Here is a 17,881-nt window from a genome sequence, read left to right as displayed (position 1 = left end):
CTCCCACATTAGACCTGTGTGGTCTGTGGGAGCTTCACCATGTTGAACACCTTGCTTCCTGTTCTTTTGTTCGCAGCGATGGGCCTCGCCGTCCTCGGCGCCCTGCGCCGGGTGAATATGTGGCGCCGTGGCCGTGCCGCCAAGGTCGACTTGCTGGGTGGCCTGCTGGCCATGCCCAAGCGCTATATGGTCGACCTGCACCACGTGGTCGCCCGCGACAAATATATCGCCAACACCCACGTCGCCACGGCCCTGGGCTTTGTGCTGTCGGCGTTGCTGGCGATCCTGGTGCACGGCTTCGGCCTGCACAACCGTATCCTCGGCTACGCCTTGCTGCTGGCATCGCTGCTGATGTTTGTCGGCGCCACCTTCGTCTATCTGCGCCGGCGCAACCCGCCGTCGCGGCTGTCCAAAGGCCCGTGGATGCGTCTGCCGAAAAGCCTGATGGCGTTTTCGGTGAGCTTCTTCCTGGTGACGTTGCCGGTGGCCGGGCTCCTGCCTGCCGACTTCGGTGGCTGGCTGTTGGCCGCGCTGCTCGGTGTGGGCGTGCTGTGGGGCGTGTCGGAAATGTTCTTCGGCATGACCTGGGGCGGGCCAATGAAACACGCCTTTGCCGGCGCCCTGCACCTGGCCTGGCACCGCCGCGCCGAACGCTTTGGCGGTGGCCGTTCCACCGGCTTGAAGCCGCTGGACCTGGCCGACAAGAACGCGCCCCTGGGCGTGGAAAAACCCAAGGATTTCACCTGGAACCAACTGCTCGGTTTTGACGCCTGTGTGCAGTGCGGCAAGTGCGAAGCCGCGTGCCCGGCCTTCGCCGCCGGCCAGCCGCTGAACCCGAAAAAGCTGATCCAGGACATGGTGGTCGGCCTGGCCGGCGGCACGGATGCCAAGTTCGCCGGCAGCCCGTATCCCGGCAAGCCCGTGGGCGAACACGGCGGCAATCCGCACCAACCGATCGTCAATGGCCTGGTGGACGCCGAGACATTGTGGTCGTGTACCACCTGCCGTGCCTGCGTCGAAGAGTGCCCGATGATGATCGAGCACGTAGACGCCATCGTTGATATGCGCCGCCACCTGACCCTGGAAAAAGGTGCCACGCCGAACAAGGGCGCCGAAGTCCTGGAGAACCTGATCGCCACCGACAACCCCGGCGGATTCGCCCCGGGTGGGCGGATGAACTGGGCGGCGGATTTGAACCTGCCATTGCTCGGCGACAAGCAAACCACCGACGTGCTGTTCTGGGTCGGTGACGGCGCCTTCGACATGCGCAACCAGCGCACTTTGCGCGCCTTCGTCAAAGTGCTGAAAGCGGCCAAGGTCGACTTCGCCGTACTGGGCCTGGAGGAGCGCGACAGCGGCGACGTGGCCCGGCGTCTGGGCGATGAGGCGACGTTCCAACTGCTGGCCGCGCGCAATATCCAGACCCTGGCCAAGTACCGCTTCAAGCGCATCGTGACCTGCGATCCCCATAGCTTCCATGTGTTGAAAAACGAATACGGCGCCTTCGACGGCAACTACCAGGTGCAGCACCACAGCACCTACATGGCCGAGCTGATCGACGCAGGCCTGCTGAACCTGGGCCAGCACAAGGGCAACAGCGTGACCTACCACGACCCGTGCTACCTGGGGCGCTATAACGGTGAGTACGAGGCCCCGCGCCAAGTGCTGCGGGCGCTGGGGATTGAGGTCAAGGAGATGCAACGTTCGGGTTTCCGTTCCCGTTGCTGCGGTGGCGGTGGCGGCGCGCCGATCACTGATATTCCCGGCAAGCAGCGCATCCCCGACATGCGTATGGAAGACATCCGCGAGACCGGCGCCGAGCTGGTGGCCGTGGGTTGTCCACAGTGCACGGCGATGCTCGAAGGGGTGGTCGAGCCCCGCCCACTGATCAAGGACATTGCCGAGTTGGTGGCGGATGCCTTGCTCGAAGAGGCCGCACCGGCCAAGAACACACGTGTGCCAGCGGAGGTCCACTGATGAGCGACATTATCCGCCGCGACCCACGGGCCGAATGGATCGCCCGCAACCGCTTGCACCCGCTGCATGCGGCGATGCAACCGGAGCAGCACAGCTGGATGGGGCCTAACGGCATCATCCGTAAAAATGTGCATGGCATCGGTTTTATCGGCCCCAACGGCATCAAGCGGATCGACCGCAGCGGCGCCCAGCAGGGCGGTGCGACCAAACGTACGGCCGCGGCGCAAGTGCAGTTGCCGCTGCACCAGGTGCCAGCCCCGACGTTTTACATCAACGTGGTGCCGGACATGGTCGGCGGCCGCCTGAGCAGCCACGACCGCGACTTGCTGGGCCTGGCGCGGCAACTGGCCGGCAGCGACGGTGCGGTGCTGGCGGTGGTGTTTGGCGAACATAAGGAAAGTGCCTTCGACACGGCCGGCGTGGATCGCCTGCTGGTGCTCGACGGCCACGAATTCGAGGGTTATTCACCGGAGCAGCGGGTCCATGGCCTGCGGGCTGTGGATAACCAGTTCCGCCCGCGTCATTGGCTGCTGCCCGACAGCCGCAGTGGCGGGGGTGAACTGGGGCGGCGCTTTGCCGCGAGCCTCAAGGAACGCCCGGCCACCCGGGTGTGGCAGATCAAGGGTAATGAGTGCATCGGCCGTGCCGGCGCGGGCCAGGAAGACCTGGCGCGCCCGCTGCCACGGCTGATCCTCGCTGCTGTGGAATGTGCCGATCCCGTCAGCGAAACGCGCCATGAAGTGTTGCCGGTGGAGTTATCCACAGCCCTGGCGCGCGGCTTGCCGCGTATTGAGGATCTGGGTGCGGTGGCAGTGGATCCCGGTGCGATTCCCATGGCCGAGGCCGAGTTTATTTTCTCCGGTGGCAATGGGGTCAAGGACTGGGACTTGTTCCATCAGACGGCCGCGGCCTTGGGCGCTACCGAAGGTGCGTCGCGGGTGGCGGTGGATGATGGCTTCATGGCTCGTGATCGCCAGGTGGGTGCCAGTGGTATCTGGGTCACCGCCCGGGTGTATGTGGCGGTCGGGATTTCCGGGGCGATCCAGCACCTGCAAGGCATCGGTGCCTGCGACAAGGTGGTGGCGATCAACCTCGATCCGGGTTGCGACATGATCAAGCGCGCCGACCTGTCGGTGATCGGCGACAGCGGCGACATTCTCCGGGCCTTGATTGCTGCGGTCCAGGCCCACCGTAACGGCGCCAAGCGCGATGCGGCTTAAACAAAGGATATGGCCATGACCACCCATGTAATCAGCCTGGTATCCATAGGCGCCCACCCGACCTCCGGCCGGCCACGCCGCGCCGAACAGGATGCGCGTGCCGTCGAGCTGGGGTTGCAACTGGCTGGGGATAACCTGCAAGTGCTGCATGCCGGCGATATCGCCGAGCCGACCCTGCGTGCTTACCTGGGCATGGGGCTGGCGCAGTTACACGTGCTGGAACAACCGGCCGGCGCCGATGCCCTGCCAGTGCTCGGCGACTACCTGCGGGACACTGGTGCGCAGGTGGTGCTTACCGGCAGCCAGGCCGAAACGGGCGAGGGCTCGGGGATGTTGCCGTTCCTGCTGGCCGAGCAACTGGGCTGGCCGCTGATTGTCGGCCTGGCTCAGGTGGAGTCCATCGACAGCGGCGTAGCCCAGGTACTGCAAGCGCTGCCTCGTGGTCAGCGGCGACGCCTGAAAGTGCGCCTGCCGTTTCTGGCCACGGTGGATAACGCCGGGCCCAAGCCGCGGCAAAGCGCCTACGGCCCGGCCCAGCGTGGCGTGCTGCAGGAGCACGACGTGGCGGTGGTGGACGATGAGTTATTCACAGGCGCCGTGCTGCAACCGGCCAAGCCTCGGCCCAAGCGGCTCAAGGTGATCAAGGCCAAGAGCGGCGCCGACCGCATGAAGGCCGCCACGGCCAAGGCCAGCGGCGGAGGTGGGCAGGTGCTGAAGGGGGTAAGCCCTGAGGCGGGCGCTGAGGCAATTCTCAAGCTGCTGATTGAGGAGGGTGTGGTTCGCTAGGGCTGAAATAATCGCACATACATACCGCGATGCCAGCCTTTGCCAGTGCCTGGGTGTGAGCTTAAATAAATAAATTTTCAGCCAAAGGATCCAGCCCCATGCCCGTCAACTTCCGTGCGGCAGTGCCCGCCGATGCCCGCGATATAGCGCGTCTGTTCCTGATCTCTTCAGAAGGAGCCGCGGCTTACATCTGGAGCCAGCTCGCAGAGCCAGGCCAGGAACTCCTGGACGTTGGCGCCAGCCGTTATGCGCGCTCGGGTGTGGATTTCTCTTATGAAAATTGCCTGATCGCCGAATCAGAGGGCGTGGTGGTGGGCATGATGCACAGTTATGTCATGCGCCATGATCCGGATGCAGAGCCGGTTACCGATCCAGTCCTTGCTCCCTACGCGGACCTGGAGATCCCCGATACCCTTTATATTTCCAGCCTGGCGCTGCACGAAGGTTGGCGCGGCCAAGGCTTGGGCGTGCAATTTCTCGCCCATGCCCGACAGCGGGCCGAGCACCTTGGGCTTATCGGCTTGAGCCTGATTGACTATGCGGCCAATACCGGTGCCCTGAGGTTCTATGAGCGCCATGGCTTTCGGATTGTCGACAGTTGCCAGATAACCCCTCACCCGATGCTAGGTGTCACCGGCAAAGCTTATTTGATGCAGTACCCGTAGTCCTCGACTGGGGGTTACCCACAATCCCTGTTGGCTCACCTGTGGATAACCTGTTCGCGGTTGTCCACACCCCAGTGAAATCAAGCCCTGCAGCCCTCTGTACGAAAAACAACCAACCTAAGCGACGGTTTTTGCTCGGCTTTTTCTGTGGATAAGGAAATAGCCTCGCTCAGAGTTGCCCCCAAAGTCTGTTGGTGCTTCTGTGGATAAGATGTTCGCTATCCGCTGCAAGCCATAGAGATAAAGGCTTGTAGTGAGCTGGTTGAAAAATGATCAATATCGCTGTTTCAACCGATCTACGCGCGTAAAGCCTCGATTTTGCTCGGTTGCAGGCGGTTTTCCACAGAAGGGGCAAAGTTGCCCCCAAAGTCTGTTGGCGCTTCTGTGGATAAGGTGTTTGCGTTCCTCTGCAGGCCATATAGAACGTGGCTTGTGAGCTTCTGGTTAAAAACTGATCAATGTTGGATAAAACCTGCTGCTTTGAATAAGTCACGGATTTTCTTGGTTTTATTTCGAGGGAACAGGGCAGTTGCCCACAATTGCTGTGGGTGGGTTTGTGGATAAGTTGTTGGGCGATGGCTGGAGGGCAGGGTAGTAGCGGGCTGGAGCAGTGATGGTCAATTTATGAACAGATGAGTATCAAAATGTGGGAGCAGACTTGCTCCCACATTTTTGATCTCTGGTGCGTCGGTTACTCGTGTGCGGCGACACCTTTGAGGTACGGCGCCGGTGCCGCCCCCAGGTTGTTCAGCATGCGCTCGCTGTACCAGTCCACAAAGTTCACCACGCCAAACTCATAGGTCTTGGAGTACGGCCCCGGCTGGTAAGCGGTGGAGTTGATCCCGCGCTGGTTCTCCTCGGCCAGGCGCCGGTCCTGGTCGTTGGTCGCGTCCCACACTTGGCGCATGCGCTCGACGTCGTAGTCCACCCCTTCCACAGCGTCCTTGTGCACCAGCCACTTGGTGGTGACCATGGTTTCCTGGGCGCTGATCGGCCATACCGTGAAGACGATGATGTGATCGCCCATGCAGTGGTTCCACGAGTGCGGCAGGTGCAGGATGCGCATCGAGCCGAGGTCGGGGTTCTTGATGCGGCCCATCAGTTTCTTGCAGCCCTGCTTGCCATCCAGGGTCATCGACACGGTGCCCTTGAGCAGCGGCATGCGCACGATGCGGTTGCGCAGGCCGAAGCTGGCGTGGGCGTAAGGGATCTTCTCGGCGTCCCAGGCGGCGGCTGAAGCGGCAACGTGGTCCTTGAAGGCCTGGTCGGCCCGTGGGTCGGTGACGTCGTCCCATTCCAGCAGGGTTTTCAGCAACTCGGGGTGGGAGGCGTTGCAGTGGTAGCACTCGCGGTTGTTTTCCAGCACCAGTTTCCAGTTGGCTTTTTCGAACAAGGTGGTCTGGATCGCCACCTTGGTGTTTTCCATGTCGTAGGGTTCCATGTAATGGTTCAGCGTCGACAAAAAGTCATCAATGGCCGGTGGGTTCTCGGCCAGGCTGATAAATATGTAGCCGCCGGCGGTCTTCACGTTCACCGGTTTGAGGCCGTACTGCTTCATGTCGAAGTCGGCGCCCATCTCGGTACCGGCGAACAGCAAGCGCCCGTCCAGTTCGTAGGTCCACTGGTGGTAATGGCACACCAGTTTGGCGACCTTGCCCTTGTCGCTGGTGCACAGGCGCGAGCCGCGATGGCGGCAGACGTTGTGGAAGGCATGCACCACGCCTTCGGGGCCACGAATCACGATGATCGGGTTCTTGCCGATCTGCAGGGTCAGGTAGTTGCCCTTGGCCGGGATTTCGCAGGTCATGCCGGCGATCAACCATTCCTTCTGGAAGATCTCTTGCATGTCGATATCGAACAGCCGCTGGTCAGAGTAAAACGGCTGGGGCAGCGAAAAAGTGCGCTCGCGCTCTTGCAGCATTTGCGCGGTGGCCTTGCGTGCGGGTTCCAGCGGATCGCCCAAGCTCAAGGTTGCGGTGACGTCCATTATGTGTGTCCTCAAGGCCATTCTGTGTGGCCGCGATAAGTGGCTGATCAGGTTTGCAGCAAGGCGTAAAGAAAGCGTCGTTGTTGGCTGCGAGTGTGGGCCCGGTGCTGCCCGCAACCTTATCCATTAACGACATGGCCCACTCTGTTCCCGACGCGCAACCCCAGTGGTATGGGGGCTGGTCGCGATAAGTATGCGAATGTCGCAGATAGGTAAATGGCAGGTCGCGGCGTTACGCAGAATCGCCAGCATCAAGCCGAACTACGGCCGTGGAGAACAGCATGTCCAACAGCTTCCTGAATCCTGTCACCACCCAGACCTGGGCCAATGGTCGGCACATCGTCCGTTGCGTCAAAGTCATCCAGGAAACCTGGGATGTGCGCACCTTCTGCTTTATGGCCGACCAGCCGATCCTGTTCTTTTTCAAGCCGGGGCAGTTCGTCACCCTGGAGCTGGAGATCGACGGCCAGCCGATCATGCGCTCGTACACCATTTCCAGCTCGCCATCGGTGCCCTACAGCTTCTCGGTGACGATCAAGCGCGTGCCGGGTGGCAAGGTCTCCAACTGGTTGCACGACACCCTGCACGAAGGCCAGGAGCTGGCGGTACACGGGCCGGTCGGGCTGTTCAATGCCATCGACTTCAGCAACCCCAAGGTGCTGTACCTCAGCGGCGGCGTGGGGATCACCCCGGTGATGTCCATGGCGCGCTGGTATTACGACACCAACGCCAATGTCGACATGGTGTTTGTGCACAGTGCCCGCTCGCCGAAAGACATCATCTACCACCGCGAGCTGGAACATATGGCGTCGCGCATCGACAACTTCAGCCTGCACCTGATCTGTGAGAAACATGGCCTGGGCGAGCCGTGGGCCGGTTATCGGGGTTACCTCAACCAGAAAATGCTCGAACTGATGGTGCCGGACTTCCTTGAGCGCGAAGTGTTCTGCTGCGGCCCTACGCCCTATATGAACGCGGTCAAGCGCCTGCTGGAAGCCAATGGCTTCGACATGAGCCGTTACCACGAGGAATCCTTCGGCGCCACGCCACCGGAGGCGCGGGCCGATGCTGTGGAACAAGCCGAACAGGCCGCCGATGCGCCGGAAATCGACCTGGCGGATCTGCACCAGGTGGAATTTATCTCGTCAGGCAAAAGCATTCGTGTGGCACCCGGGGAAACCGTGCATGCGGCAGCTGCCAAGCTGGGCCTGCTGATTCCCAAGGCCTGCGGCATGGGCATATGCGGCACATGCAAGGTGATGAAACTGGGTGGGGAAGTGGAGATGGAGCACAACGGCGGGATTACCGAGGAAGACGAAGCCGAAGGCTACATCCTGTCGTGCTGCAGCGTGCCGAAGGGCGATGTGCGGATCGAGTTCTAATACCCCCCCTGATCGTTCCCACGCTCCGCGTGGGAATGCCTCCCGGGACGCTCCGCGTCCCTTGTGTGCGATGTGACGCGGAGCGTCACAGGCTGCGTTCCCACGCAGAGCGTGGGAACGATCTTCAATACCAGCGCTGGATGTCGATCAACCCCTCCATGCCCAAATAGTTGCGAGCACTGGAGTACCTCCAGTGTTCAGCAAGGTCCACATAACCCCGCTTCACTGGGTTGTGGTGGATGTAATCAAGCTTCTGGCGCATCACCGCCTCGCTGTATACCAACTCGGCATGTGAGCCTTCCTGCCAGAGTTGATACACCCGATCTACCTTGTGTGCACGTCTGCAAAAGCGCAGACGTTGTAATGCCCGTTCAGCGCCTTTGCTGTGCAGGTCATCGATGATGGTTCGAGCTGTGAAGGATTTGAATTGGCTGACGCATTTGCTCAGGTCAGGCGCCTGAGCGACGAAGTGCAGGTGGTTTTCCAGGACGACGTAGCCATAAAGGTTGAGGGCGTGGTGGTTTTGTTGATATCGCCAACAATCCAGAAGATGACTGACGAGGTAGTCACGGGTGAACAGTGGTAGCCACTCCATGACGGTACATGTCAGGAAGTGTGGTTTTTCGGGTTCGGTGATGACGTAGCGGCTTCTACCCATAGGCTCATCCTTGAGGGGGCGCAGAGCGTCCTGGGAGGCGTTCCCACGCAGAGCGTGGGAACGGTCAGGAAGTTAGCGGGCGTAGATATGAATCGCGAATTGCTCGCCTGAAGCTGTCGGTTCGAAGACTTTTTCGGTGATTCTCAAGGTCTGGCCAGGTTCCTGGATGATGTCACCGACCTTCGCCAGTTTGCGGAATTCATCCCAGCCGACGAGGGTGGTCGAGAGTTGGGTATCGCTTTGCAGGATGTTGCCGAAGGTTTGATTTTCCATGGTGCAGTCCTCTGCTGGATTTCCGTTTCCGGCCGATAGTTCGGCAGGCAGTGTGGCCCGCAAGGTGGCCTGTGCAGTGGCCTTTCCTTGCGGGTTCCAAGAGGCTAGCCCATGAAGAGCAGGCTGGGTGCTGTCAGAAATATCAAAAAATAGTCTCGGCATTCCGCCAGTATCAGGCCCACACCGGCAAGCCGGATGAGATCAGGCGCCCATCACCTCACGAATATCCGCTGCCAGTTCACGCACCCGTTCTTCCTCGGTATCCCACGCACACATGAAGCGCGCACCGCCCTTGCCGATGAAGGTGTAGAAGCGCCAGCCCTTGGCCGTCAGCGCCGCGATGGCCGGTTCCGAGAGTTGCAGGAACACGCCGTTGGCCTGCACCGGGAACATCAATTCCACGCCGGGAATATCCGCTACCAGGCTGCTGAGCAACTGGGCGCAGTGGTTGGCGTGGCGTGCATGTTTGAGCCAGGCGTCGTTTTCCAGCAGGCCGACCCAAGGGGCGGAAAGGAAGCGCATTTTCGACGCCAGTTGGCCGGCCTGTTTGCAGCGGTAATCGAAGTCTTCCGCCAGCTTGTGGTTGAAGAACAGGATCGCTTCACCCACCGCCATGCCGTTTTTGGTGCCGCCAAAACACAGCACATCCACACCGGCTTTCCAGGTCAGGTCGGCAGGCGAGCAGCCGAGGAAGGCGCAGGCGTTTGAGAAGCGTGCGCCGTCCATGTGCAGGTTCAGCCCCAGTTCCTTGCAGGTGGCGCTGATGGCGCGGATTTCATCCGGGGTGTACACGCTGCCCACTTCGGTGGCCTGGGTCAGGGTCACGACGCGGGGCTTGGGGTAGTGGATGTCCTGGCGCTTGAGGGCGATCTCGCGGATGGATTCGGGGGTCAGCTTGCCGTTTTCGGTGCGCGCGGTGAGCAGCTTGGAGCCGTTGGAGAAAAACTCCGGCGCGCCGCATTCGTCGGTCTCGACGTGGGCGGTTTCCGAGCAAATCACGCTATGGTAGCTCTGGCACAAGGAAGACAGGGCCAGGGAGTTGGCCGCTGTTCCGTTGAAGGCGAAGAACACTTCACAGTCGGTTTCGAACAGTTTGCGGAAACCGTCGGCGGCGCGGTGGGTCCATTCATCATCGCCATAGGCGCGTTGATGGCCCTGGTTGGCGAGCTCCATGGCGGCCCAGGCTTCCGGGCAGATACCGGAATAGTTGTCACTGGCAAATTGTTGGCTCTTGTCGGTCATGGCCCGTTCCTGTGGTCGATGTTGGTGCGCACTTTAACCAAGAATATCCGGCGCGCGCACGCACTGTTAATGCAAAGTCTCTGGGGAATTATGCACGGTACTGAAACGATTCCTTTACAGCGCGAGCGCGATGGCGCGCTGGACCTGCTCAAATGGCTGGCGCTATTGAGCATGGTGCTGGACCACTTGCGCTATGTCGGTTTAAGCCTCGATGGCCTGTACGTGCCGGGGCGCCTGGCGTTCCCGTGGTTTTGCCTGGCGATTGCGGCCAATTTGCAGCGGGTCCGTGATGCACCCGTCACCGGGCAATGGCGTTACCTGGGGTGGCTGCTGCTGTTCAGCGTGATCAGCGAGGTGCCGTATCGGCTGTTTATCGACAATGCCGATACATTGAATGTGCTGCCGACCCTGGCGCTGGGTTTGCTGGTTGCCCGAGGATGGCAGCAAAAGACGCTTTTTGACCGCGGATTGGCGCTGATTGCCCTGCTGGCCGGCGCTGTGTTCTCGGCGCAACTGATGTTCGGCTTTTTTGGTGTATTGCTGCCGCTGGCGATGTTGTTGGTGTTTAGTCGCCCCTGGTATTTCAGCGTGTTGCCGGGGTTGGTGTGTGTAGCTGCCAATCAATGGCAGGTCTTACTCAATAGCGGCAATCTCGTCGCGATGTTCGGGTTGGCCACCTGCCTGATTGCGCCACTGGCCGGATTGGTCTTGTTGCGCCATGCCCAAGGCGCCTCGCCCCCGGCCATGCGCCGCTGGGCGTATGCACTTTATCCCGCGCATTTCTTACTGCTGCTACTCCTTCGAAAGGTCATCACATAGCCCCTGTGGGAGCGGGCTTGCTCGCGAATGCGGTGGCCCAGCCAATGCATGTGCTGCCTGACACACCGCATTCGCGAGCAAGCCCGCTCCCACATTTGTTCAGTGTTGTTCTGGCCATGTCGTAAACGCACCTTTGCGTGGCGTGCGTAGGCATTTGACCTGCCTGCGCCAGCCCTACCATCGCATCAAAGGGCCCTGCACGGGCCTCAACAATACGAAAGGCTGGGAGAGACGCGATGTTCAGCAAACAAGACCAGATCCAGGGATATGACGACGCACTGCTGGCGGCCATGAATGCCGAGGAGCAGCGCCAGGAAGATCATATCGAGCTGATCGCGTCGGAGAACTACACCAGCAAGCGTGTGATGCAGGCCCAGGGCAGTGGCCTGACCAACAAGTACGCCGAAGGCTACCCTGGCAAGCGCTACTATGGCGGCTGCGAGCATGTGGATAAAGTCGAGGCCCTGGCCATCGAGCGCGCCAAGCAACTGTTCGGCGCCGATTACGCCAACGTGCAGCCGCACTCCGGTTCGTCCGCCAACAGTGCGGTGTACCTGGCGCTGATCAATGCCGGTGACACCATCCTCGGCATGAGCCTGGCCCACGGCGGTCACCTGACCCACGGCGCCAAGGTGTCGTCCTCGGGCAAGCTGTACAACGCGGTGCAGTACGGCATCAATACCGACACCGGGCTGATCGACTACGACGAAGTCGAGCGCCTGGCCGTGGAACACAAGCCGAAGATGATCGTTGCCGGCTTCTCCGCCTATTCCAAGACCCTGGACTTCCCGCGTTTTCGCGCCATCGCCGACAAGGTCGGTGCGCTGCTGTTCGTTGACATGGCTCACGTCGCCGGCCTGGTGGCTGCGGGTCTGTACCCGAACCCGCTGCCTTACGCCGATGTGGTCACCACCACCACCCACAAAACTTTGCGCGGTCCACGTGGCGGCTTGATCCTGGCCAAGTCCAACGAAGAGATTGAGAAAAAACTCAACTCCGCTGTATTCCCCGGCGCCCAGGGCGGCCCGTTGATGCATGTGATCGCGGGCAAGGCGGTGTGCTTCAAGGAGGCAATGGAGCCAGGCTTCAAAGCGTATCAACAGCAGGTGATCGACAACGCCCAGGCCATGGCCAGCGTGTTTATCAAACGCGGCTACGATGTAGTGTCCGGCGGCACCGATAACCACCTGTTCCTGGTCAGCCTGATCCGCCAGGGCCTGACCGGCAAGGACGCAGACGCCGCCCTCGGTCGCGCCCACATCACCGTCAACAAGAACGCCGTGCCCAATGACCCGCAGTCGCCGTTCGTGACTTCGGGCCTGCGCATCGGTACCCCGGCGGTGACCACCCGTGGTTTCAAGGTGACGCAATGCGTGGAGCTGGCGGGCTGGATCTGCGACATCCTCGACAACCTCGGTGACGCCGATGTCGAGGCCAATGTGGCCAAGCACGTGTCTGCGCTGTGCGCTGATTTCCCGGTTTATCGCTGAGCGCGGTTTTGGAGTAATGCCTATGCAACGCTACTCAGGCTTCGGCCTCTTCAAGCACTCCCTCAGCCATCACGAAAACTGGCAGAAGATGTGGCGCACGCCGACCCCGAAAAAGGTCTACGACGTGGTCATCGTCGGCGGCGGCGGGCATGGTCTGGCCACCGCTTACTACCTGGCCAAGGAGCACGGCATCACCAATGTGGCCGTGGTCGAGAAAGGCTGGCTGGGCGGCGGTAACACCGCACGCAACACCACCATTGTGCGTTCCAACTACCTGTGGGACGAGTCGGCGCATCTCTATGAGCATGCGATGAAGCTCTGGGAAGGTTTGTCCCAGGACCTGAACTACAACGTGATGTTCTCCCAGCGTGGCGTCTACAACCTGTGCCACACCCTGCAGGACATCCGTGATTCCGAGCGTCGCGTGAGCGCCAACCGCCTCAACGGTGTGGACGGTGAGCTGCTGAATGCCAAGCAGGTCGCGGACGAGATTCCGTACCTCGATTGCTCGAAAAACACCCGCTACCCGGTACTGGGTGCCACCGTGCAACGGCGCGGCGGCGTGGCCCGTCACGATGCTGTGGCGTGGGGCTTTGCCCGTGCTGCCGATGCCTTGGGCGTGGACCTGATCCAGCAGACCGAAGTCATCGGTTTTCGCAAGGAAAACGGCGTGTGCATCGGCGTGGAAACCAACAAGGGCTTTATCGGCGCCAAGCGCGTCGGGGTGGTCACAGCCGGTAACTCCGGGCATATGGCCTCGCTGGCCGGGTTCCGCCTGCCTATTGAATCCCACCCGCTGCAAGCGTTGGTGTCGGAGCCGATCAAGCCGATTATCGACAGCGTGATCATGTCCAACGCCGTGCACGGGTACATCAGCCAGTCCGACAAGGGCGACCTGGTGATCGGCGCCGGTATCGACGGCTATAACGGATACGGCCAGCGTGGCTCGTACCCGGTGATCGAGCACACCATCCAGGCCATCGTCGAGATGTTCCCGGTGCTGTCGCGGGTGCGCATGAACCGTCAGTGGGGCGGCATCGTCGACACCACGCCGGACGCCTGCCCGATCATCTCCAAGACCCCGGTACCGAACATGTTTTTCAACTGCGGCTGGGGCACCGGTGGCTTCAAGGCCACCCCCGGTTCAGGCAACGTGTTTGCCGCGAGCCTGGCCAAGGGTGAGATGCACCCGCTGGCGGCACCTTTCTCCATCGACCGTTTCCACAACGGTGCGCTGATCGACGAACACGGCGCTGCGGCCGTCGCCCACTAACAGGAGAAATTCCCTATGTTGCATATCTTCTGTCCTCACTGTGGCGAACTGCGCTCCGAAGAGGAATTCCATGCCTCCGGCCAAGCGCATATCCCGCGCCCGCTGGACCCGAATGCCTGCACCGATGAAGAGTGGGGCGACTACATGTTCTTCCGCGATAACCCCCGTGGCCTGCACCACGAACTGTGGATCCATGCCGCCGGTTGCCGCCAGTACTTCAACGCGACCCGCGACACCCTGACCTACGAAATTCTTGAAACCTACAAGATCGGTACCCAGCCGCAATTCACCGCCAAGGCTTCTGGAGAGAAGGTATGAGCCAGATCAATCGCCTGTCCAACGGTGGCCGCATCGACCGTAATAAAGTCCTGACGTTTACCTTCAACGGCCAGAGCTATAAAGGCTTTGAAGGCGACACCCTGGCTGCCGCCTTGCTGGCCAACGGTGTGGATATCATCGGCCGCAGCTTCAAGTACTCGCGCCCGCGCGGCATCTTCGCCGCCGGCGCCGAAGAGCCGAACGCGGTGCTGCAGATCGGTGCCACCGAAGCCACGCAGATCCCTAACGTGCGCGCCACGCAACAGGCGCTGTACCAGGGCCTGGTCGCCACCAGCACCAATGGCTGGCCGAGCGTGAACAACGACATGATGGGCATACTCGGCAAGGTCGGCGGCAAGCTGATGCCGCCGGGTTTCTACTACAAAACCTTCATGTACCCGCAATCGTTCTGGATGACCTACGAGAAGTACATCCGCAAGGCCGCCGGGCTTGGCCGCTCGCCGACCGAGAACGATCCGGACACCTACGACTACATGAACCGCCATTGCGACGTGCTGATCGTCGGCGCCGGCCCTGCCGGCCTGGCAGCGGCCCTGGCCGCTGCGCGCAGTGGCGCGCGGGTGATCATCGCTGATGAGCAGGAAGAGTTCGGCGGGTCGTTGCTCGATTCGCGCGAAAACCTCGACGGCAAGCCGGCGACCGAATGGGTCGCCAGTGTGATCGCCGAGCTCAAGGCCCTGCCAGACGTGGTGCTGCTGCCTCGCGCTACCGTCAATGGTTACCACGACCATAACTTCCTGACCATCCATGAGCGCCTCACCGATCACCTCGGTGACCGTGCGCCGATTGGCGTGGTGCGCCAGCGTATTCACCGTGTGCGTGCCAAGCGTGTGGTGCTGGCGACCGGCGCGTGTGAGCGTCCACTGGTGTACGGCAACAACGATGTGCCGGGCAATATGCTCGCCGGTGCAGTTTCGACCTACGTGCGCCGTTACGGCGTGGCGCCGGGTAAAAAACTGCTGCTGTCGACCAACAACGATCACGCTTACCGTGTGGCGCTGGATTGGTTCGACGCTGGCCTCACCGTGGTCGCGGTGGCCGATGCACGCCACAACCCACGCGGCGCGCTGGTGGAAGAAGCGCGCGCCAAAGGCATTCGCATCCTCACCGGCAGTGCCGTGATCGAAGCCCGTGGCAGTAAGCATGTGACCGGCGCCCGTGTGGCCGCCATCGACGTCAAAGCACATAAGGTCACCAGCCCCGGCGAGTGGCTGGACTGCGACCTGGTGGCCAGCTCCGGCGGCTATAGCCCGGTGGTGCACTTGGCTTCGCACCTGGGCGGCAAGCCGACCTGGCGTGAAGATATCCTCGGTTTTGTACCGGGCGAAGCGCCGCAGAAACGTGTGTGCGTGGGGGGGATCAACGGTGTCTACGGCTTGGGTGACTCCCTGGCCGATGGCTTTGAAGGCGGCGTGCGCGCGGCCAGCGAGGCTGGGTTTGCTCCGGTGGAAGGTACGCTGCCCAAGGCCCTGACGCGCTTGGAAGAGCCGACCCTGGCCCTGTTCCAGGTGCCTCACGAAAAAGCCACTGCACGGGCGCCCAAGCAATTTGTCGACCTGCAGAACGACGTCACCGCCGCCGCCATCGAACTGGCGACCCGCGAAGGGTTCGAGTCGGTGGAGCACGTCAAGCGCTACACCGCGCTGGGCTTCGGCACCGACCAGGGCAAGCTGGGCAACGTCAACGGCCTGGCCATCGCGGCCCGCTCGCTGAACGTGACCATCCCGCAGATGGGCACCACCATGTTCCGCCCCAACTACACGCCGGTAACCTTCGGCGCGGTAGCGGGCCGGCACTGTGGGCACATCTTCGAGCCGGTGCGCTACACCGCGCTGCAAGCCTGGCACGTGAAAAACGGCGCCGAGTTTGAAGATGTCGGCCAGTGGAAACGCCCGTGGTACTTCCCGCGCAACGGTGAAGACCTGCATGCGGCAGTCAAGCGCGAATGCCTGGCCGTGCGCGACAGCGTCGGCCTGCTGGACGCTTCGACCCTGGGTAAAATCGACATTCAAGGCCCGGATGCCCGCGAGTTCCTCAACCGCATCTACAGCAACGCCTGGACCAAGCTCGACGTGGGCAAGGCGCGCTACGGCCTGATGTGCAAGGAAGACGGCATGGTCTTCGACGACGGCGTGACCGCCTGCCTTGCCGACAACCACTTCCTGATGACCACCACCACTGGCGGCGCCGCCCGCGTGCTGCAGTGGCTGGAAATCTACCAGCAGACCGAGTGGCCGGACCTCAAGGTGTACTTCACCTCGGTCACCGACCACTGGGCGACCATGACCTTGTCCGGGCCCAACAGTCGCAAGCTGTTGAGCGAAGTCACCGATATCGACCTGGACAAGGACGGCTTCCCGTTCATGACCTGGAAAGAAGGTTTGGTGGGCGGCGTGCCGGCGCGGGTGTTCCGTATCTCGTTTACCGGTGAGCTGTCCTATGAAGTCAACGTGCAGGCCGACTACGCCATGGGCGTGCTGGAACAGATTGTCGAGGCTGGCAAACAGTACAACCTGACCCCGTATGGCACCGAGACCATGCACGTACTGCGGGCCGAGAAGGGCTTCATTATCGTCGGCCAGGACACCGACGGCTCGATGACCCCGGACGACCTCAACATGGGCTGGTGTGTGGGCCGCACCAAACCGTTCTCGTGGATCGGCTGGCGCGGGATGAACCGCGAAGACTGCGTGCGTGAAGAGCGCAAGCAACTGGTGGGCCTGAAGCCGATTGACCCGAAAGTGTGGCTGCCTGAGGGCGCGCAGCTGGTGTTCGATCCGAAGCAGAGCATCCCGATGAAGATGGTCGGCCACGTGACCTCCAGCTATGCGCACAACTCCCTCGGCTATTCGTTTGCGATGGCGGTGGTCAAGGGCGGCTTGAAGCGTATGGGCGAGCGGGTGTTCTCACCGCAGGCGGATGGCAGTGTGATCGAAGCGGAGATTGTGTCTTCGGTGTTCTTTGACCCGAAAGGCGAGCGCCAGAACATCTGATAGACCGAGGTGCGGCCTTCGCGAGCAAGCCCGCTCCCACTGGGGAAATGCATTCCGAAATGTGGGAGCGAGCTTGCTCGCGATGGCGGCAGAAGCCGCACAACAGAATTCAAGAAAGGTGCTTTATGACCGCAGCCAATGTGTACCAACAACGCCCCACCACCGGCGCCAAGGCCGAGTCGTCGCTGCACCATGCCGACCTCGCCAGCCTGGTCGGCAAGGGGCGCAAGAACGCCGGCGTGATCGTGCGTGAAAAGAAACTCCTCGGCCACCTGACCCTGCGCGGCGATGGCCACGATGCCGCGTTCGCCGCCGGCGTGCACAAGGCCCTGGGCATCGAACTGCCGGGTGCCCTGAGCGTGATCGTCAAAGGTGAAACCAGCCTGCAATGGCTCGGCCCGGATGAATGGTTGCTGATCGTGCCGAGCGGTGAGGAATTTGCCGCCGAGCAAAACCTGCGCGCGGCCCTGGGGGATTTGCATATCCAGATCGTCAACGTCAGCGGCGGCCAGCAGATCCTCGAACTGAGCGGCCCGAACGTACGCGATGTGCTGATGAAATCCACCAGTTACGACGTGCACCCCGACAACTTCCCGGTGGGCAAGGCCGTGGGCACGGTGTTCGCCAAGTCGCAACTGGTGATCCGCCATACCGCTGAAGACACCTGGGAACTGCTGATTCGTCGCAGCTTCTCGGACTATTGGTGGTTGTGGCTGCAGGATGCCTCGGCCGAATACGGCCTGAGTGTCCAAGCCTGAGCAGATGGGCTGTTGTGGC

General features: G+C 61.5%; 15 protein-coding genes. 11 read left to right on the top strand and 4 right to left on the bottom strand.

Annotation, left to right across the window (positions count from 1 at the left end):
- Nucleotides 1-39 precede the first annotated feature (39 nt).
- From dgcB to K1X80_RS26535, 4 genes are all read left to right on the top strand, one after another.
- Nucleotides 40-1,977 (top strand): dimethylglycine demethylation protein DgcB, encoded by a 1,938-nt coding sequence (dgcB, locus tag K1X80_RS26550; protein WP_220172580.1) that lies wholly within the window; start codon nucleotides 40-42, stop codon nucleotides 1,975-1,977.
- Nucleotides 1,977-3,197, top strand: a complete 1,221-nt coding sequence (locus tag K1X80_RS26545; RefSeq protein WP_057960838.1) for an electron transfer flavoprotein subunit alpha/FixB family protein — start codon at nucleotides 1,977-1,979, stop codon at nucleotides 3,195-3,197. Before dgcB ends, K1X80_RS26545 begins: the two co-directional genes overlap by 1 nt.
- Nucleotides 3,198-3,212: 15 nt before the next feature.
- Nucleotides 3,213-3,983 carry an electron transfer flavoprotein subunit beta gene (locus tag K1X80_RS26540; RefSeq protein ID WP_057440263.1) on the top strand — a complete coding sequence of 257 codons (771 nt, stop codon included), beginning with the start codon at nucleotides 3,213-3,215 and terminating at the stop codon, nucleotides 3,981-3,983.
- Between the two features lie 98 nt (nucleotides 3,984-4,081).
- Entirely contained in the window at nucleotides 4,082-4,648 is a 567-nt protein-coding gene (locus tag K1X80_RS26535) for a GNAT family N-acetyltransferase (RefSeq protein WP_057960837.1), read from the top strand.
- A 691-nt stretch (nucleotides 4,649-5,339) separates the two neighbouring features.
- On the opposite strand, the gene gbcA is transcribed toward K1X80_RS26535, so the two are convergent.
- Nucleotides 5,340-6,635 carry a glycine-betaine demethylase subunit GbcA gene (gbcA, locus tag K1X80_RS26530; protein ID WP_220172579.1) on the bottom strand — a complete coding sequence of 432 codons (1,296 nt, stop codon included), beginning with the start codon at nucleotides 6,633-6,635 and terminating at the stop codon, nucleotides 5,340-5,342.
- A 281-nt stretch (nucleotides 6,636-6,916) separates the two neighbouring features.
- Between gbcA and gbcB the strand changes: the two genes are divergently transcribed.
- Entirely contained in the window at nucleotides 6,917-8,017 is a 1,101-nt protein-coding gene (gene gbcB / locus K1X80_RS26525; protein ID WP_057440266.1) for a glycine-betaine demethylase subunit GbcB, read from the top strand.
- Between the two features lie 124 nt (nucleotides 8,018-8,141).
- Here the strand turns inward: gbcB and K1X80_RS26520 are convergent, their stop codons facing one another.
- The 3 genes from K1X80_RS26520 to K1X80_RS26510 all read right to left on the bottom strand — a co-directional run bounded on the left by K1X80_RS26520 (nucleotide 8,142) and on the right by K1X80_RS26510 (nucleotide 10,190).
- Nucleotides 8,142-8,675, bottom strand: a complete 534-nt coding sequence (locus tag K1X80_RS26520; RefSeq protein ID WP_220172578.1) for an REP-associated tyrosine transposase — start codon at nucleotides 8,673-8,675, stop codon at nucleotides 8,142-8,144.
- Nucleotides 8,676-8,747: 72 nt separating this feature from the next.
- A complete protein-coding gene (locus K1X80_RS26515; RefSeq protein ID WP_057960834.1) occupies nucleotides 8,748-8,948 on the bottom strand; it encodes a hypothetical protein in 201 nt (66 codons plus the stop codon).
- A gap of 201 nt (nucleotides 8,949-9,149) precedes the next feature.
- Nucleotides 9,150-10,190, bottom strand: a complete 1,041-nt coding sequence (locus tag K1X80_RS26510; protein ID WP_032858640.1) for a low specificity L-threonine aldolase — start codon at nucleotides 10,188-10,190, stop codon at nucleotides 9,150-9,152.
- Between the two features lie 90 nt (nucleotides 10,191-10,280).
- Here K1X80_RS26510 and K1X80_RS26505 point away from each other — a divergent pair, with 90 nt between their 5' ends.
- From K1X80_RS26505 to K1X80_RS26480, 6 genes are all read left to right on the top strand, one after another.
- Complete coding sequence (locus K1X80_RS26505) at nucleotides 10,281-11,009, top strand: TraX family protein (protein WP_120734261.1); 729 nt, start codon at nucleotides 10,281-10,283, stop codon at nucleotides 11,007-11,009.
- A 236-nt stretch (nucleotides 11,010-11,245) separates the two neighbouring features.
- Complete coding sequence (locus tag K1X80_RS26500; protein ID WP_057440269.1) at nucleotides 11,246-12,499, top strand: serine hydroxymethyltransferase; 1,254 nt, start codon at nucleotides 11,246-11,248, stop codon at nucleotides 12,497-12,499.
- A 22-nt stretch (nucleotides 12,500-12,521) separates the two neighbouring features.
- Nucleotides 12,522-13,772 carry a sarcosine oxidase subunit beta gene (locus K1X80_RS26495; protein ID WP_010207084.1) on the top strand — a complete coding sequence of 417 codons (1,251 nt, stop codon included), beginning with the start codon at nucleotides 12,522-12,524 and terminating at the stop codon, nucleotides 13,770-13,772.
- A gap of 15 nt (nucleotides 13,773-13,787) precedes the next feature.
- Nucleotides 13,788-14,090 (top strand): sarcosine oxidase subunit delta, encoded by a 303-nt coding sequence (locus tag K1X80_RS26490; protein WP_057440270.1) that lies wholly within the window; start codon nucleotides 13,788-13,790, stop codon nucleotides 14,088-14,090.
- The gene (locus K1X80_RS26485; protein WP_120734260.1) at nucleotides 14,087-17,104 is read left to right on the top strand and encodes a sarcosine oxidase subunit alpha; all 3,018 of its coding nucleotides are present in this window, start codon (nucleotides 14,087-14,089) and stop codon (nucleotides 17,102-17,104) included. The genes K1X80_RS26490 and K1X80_RS26485 overlap by 4 nt, the downstream gene beginning before the upstream one ends.
- Before the next feature lie 125 nt (nucleotides 17,105-17,229).
- On the top strand, nucleotides 17,230-17,862 hold the full coding sequence (locus K1X80_RS26480; protein ID WP_057440271.1) for a sarcosine oxidase subunit gamma: 633 nt from the start codon (nucleotides 17,230-17,232) through the stop codon (nucleotides 17,860-17,862).
- Nucleotides 17,863-17,881: the final 19 nt, after the last annotated feature.

This window comes from Pseudomonas sp. So3.2b (assembly GCF_019464415.1).
Taxonomy (GTDB): domain Bacteria; phylum Pseudomonadota; class Gammaproteobacteria; order Pseudomonadales; family Pseudomonadaceae; genus Aquipseudomonas; species Aquipseudomonas shahriarae.
The sequence above is the reverse complement of the archived record's forward strand: the minus strand, read 5'-3'. Positions and strand labels throughout refer to the sequence as shown.

Bases quoted from the DNA above. Each gene is read 5' to 3' on its own strand.
- dgcB (WP_220172580.1), top strand. From the start codon at position 40: ATGTTGAACACCTTGCTTCCTGTTCTTTTGTTCGCAGCGATGGGCCTC.
- K1X80_RS26545 (WP_057960838.1), top strand. From the start codon at position 1,977: ATGAGCGACATTATCCGCCGCGACCCACGGGCCGAATGGATCGCCCGC.
- K1X80_RS26540 (WP_057440263.1), top strand. From the start codon at position 3,213: ATGACCACCCATGTAATCAGCCTGGTATCCATAGGCGCCCACCCGACC.
- K1X80_RS26535 (WP_057960837.1), top strand. From the start codon at position 4,082: ATGCCCGTCAACTTCCGTGCGGCAGTGCCCGCCGATGCCCGCGATATA.
- gbcA (WP_220172579.1), bottom strand. From the start codon at position 6,635: ATGGACGTCACCGCAACCTTGAGCTTGGGCGATCCGCTGGAACCCGCA.
- gbcB (WP_057440266.1), top strand. From the start codon at position 6,917: ATGTCCAACAGCTTCCTGAATCCTGTCACCACCCAGACCTGGGCCAAT.
- K1X80_RS26520 (WP_220172578.1), bottom strand. From the start codon at position 8,675: ATGGGTAGAAGCCGCTACGTCATCACCGAACCCGAAAAACCACACTTC.
- K1X80_RS26515 (WP_057960834.1), bottom strand. From the start codon at position 8,948: ATGGAAAATCAAACCTTCGGCAACATCCTGCAAAGCGATACCCAACTC.
- K1X80_RS26510 (WP_032858640.1), bottom strand. From the start codon at position 10,190: ATGACCGACAAGAGCCAACAATTTGCCAGTGACAACTATTCCGGTATC.
- K1X80_RS26505 (WP_120734261.1), top strand. From the start codon at position 10,281: ATGCACGGTACTGAAACGATTCCTTTACAGCGCGAGCGCGATGGCGCG.
- K1X80_RS26500 (WP_057440269.1), top strand. From the start codon at position 11,246: ATGTTCAGCAAACAAGACCAGATCCAGGGATATGACGACGCACTGCTG.
- K1X80_RS26495 (WP_010207084.1), top strand. From the start codon at position 12,522: ATGCAACGCTACTCAGGCTTCGGCCTCTTCAAGCACTCCCTCAGCCAT.
- K1X80_RS26490 (WP_057440270.1), top strand. From the start codon at position 13,788: ATGTTGCATATCTTCTGTCCTCACTGTGGCGAACTGCGCTCCGAAGAG.
- K1X80_RS26485 (WP_120734260.1), top strand. From the start codon at position 14,087: ATGAGCCAGATCAATCGCCTGTCCAACGGTGGCCGCATCGACCGTAAT.
- K1X80_RS26480 (WP_057440271.1), top strand. From the start codon at position 17,230: ATGACCGCAGCCAATGTGTACCAACAACGCCCCACCACCGGCGCCAAG.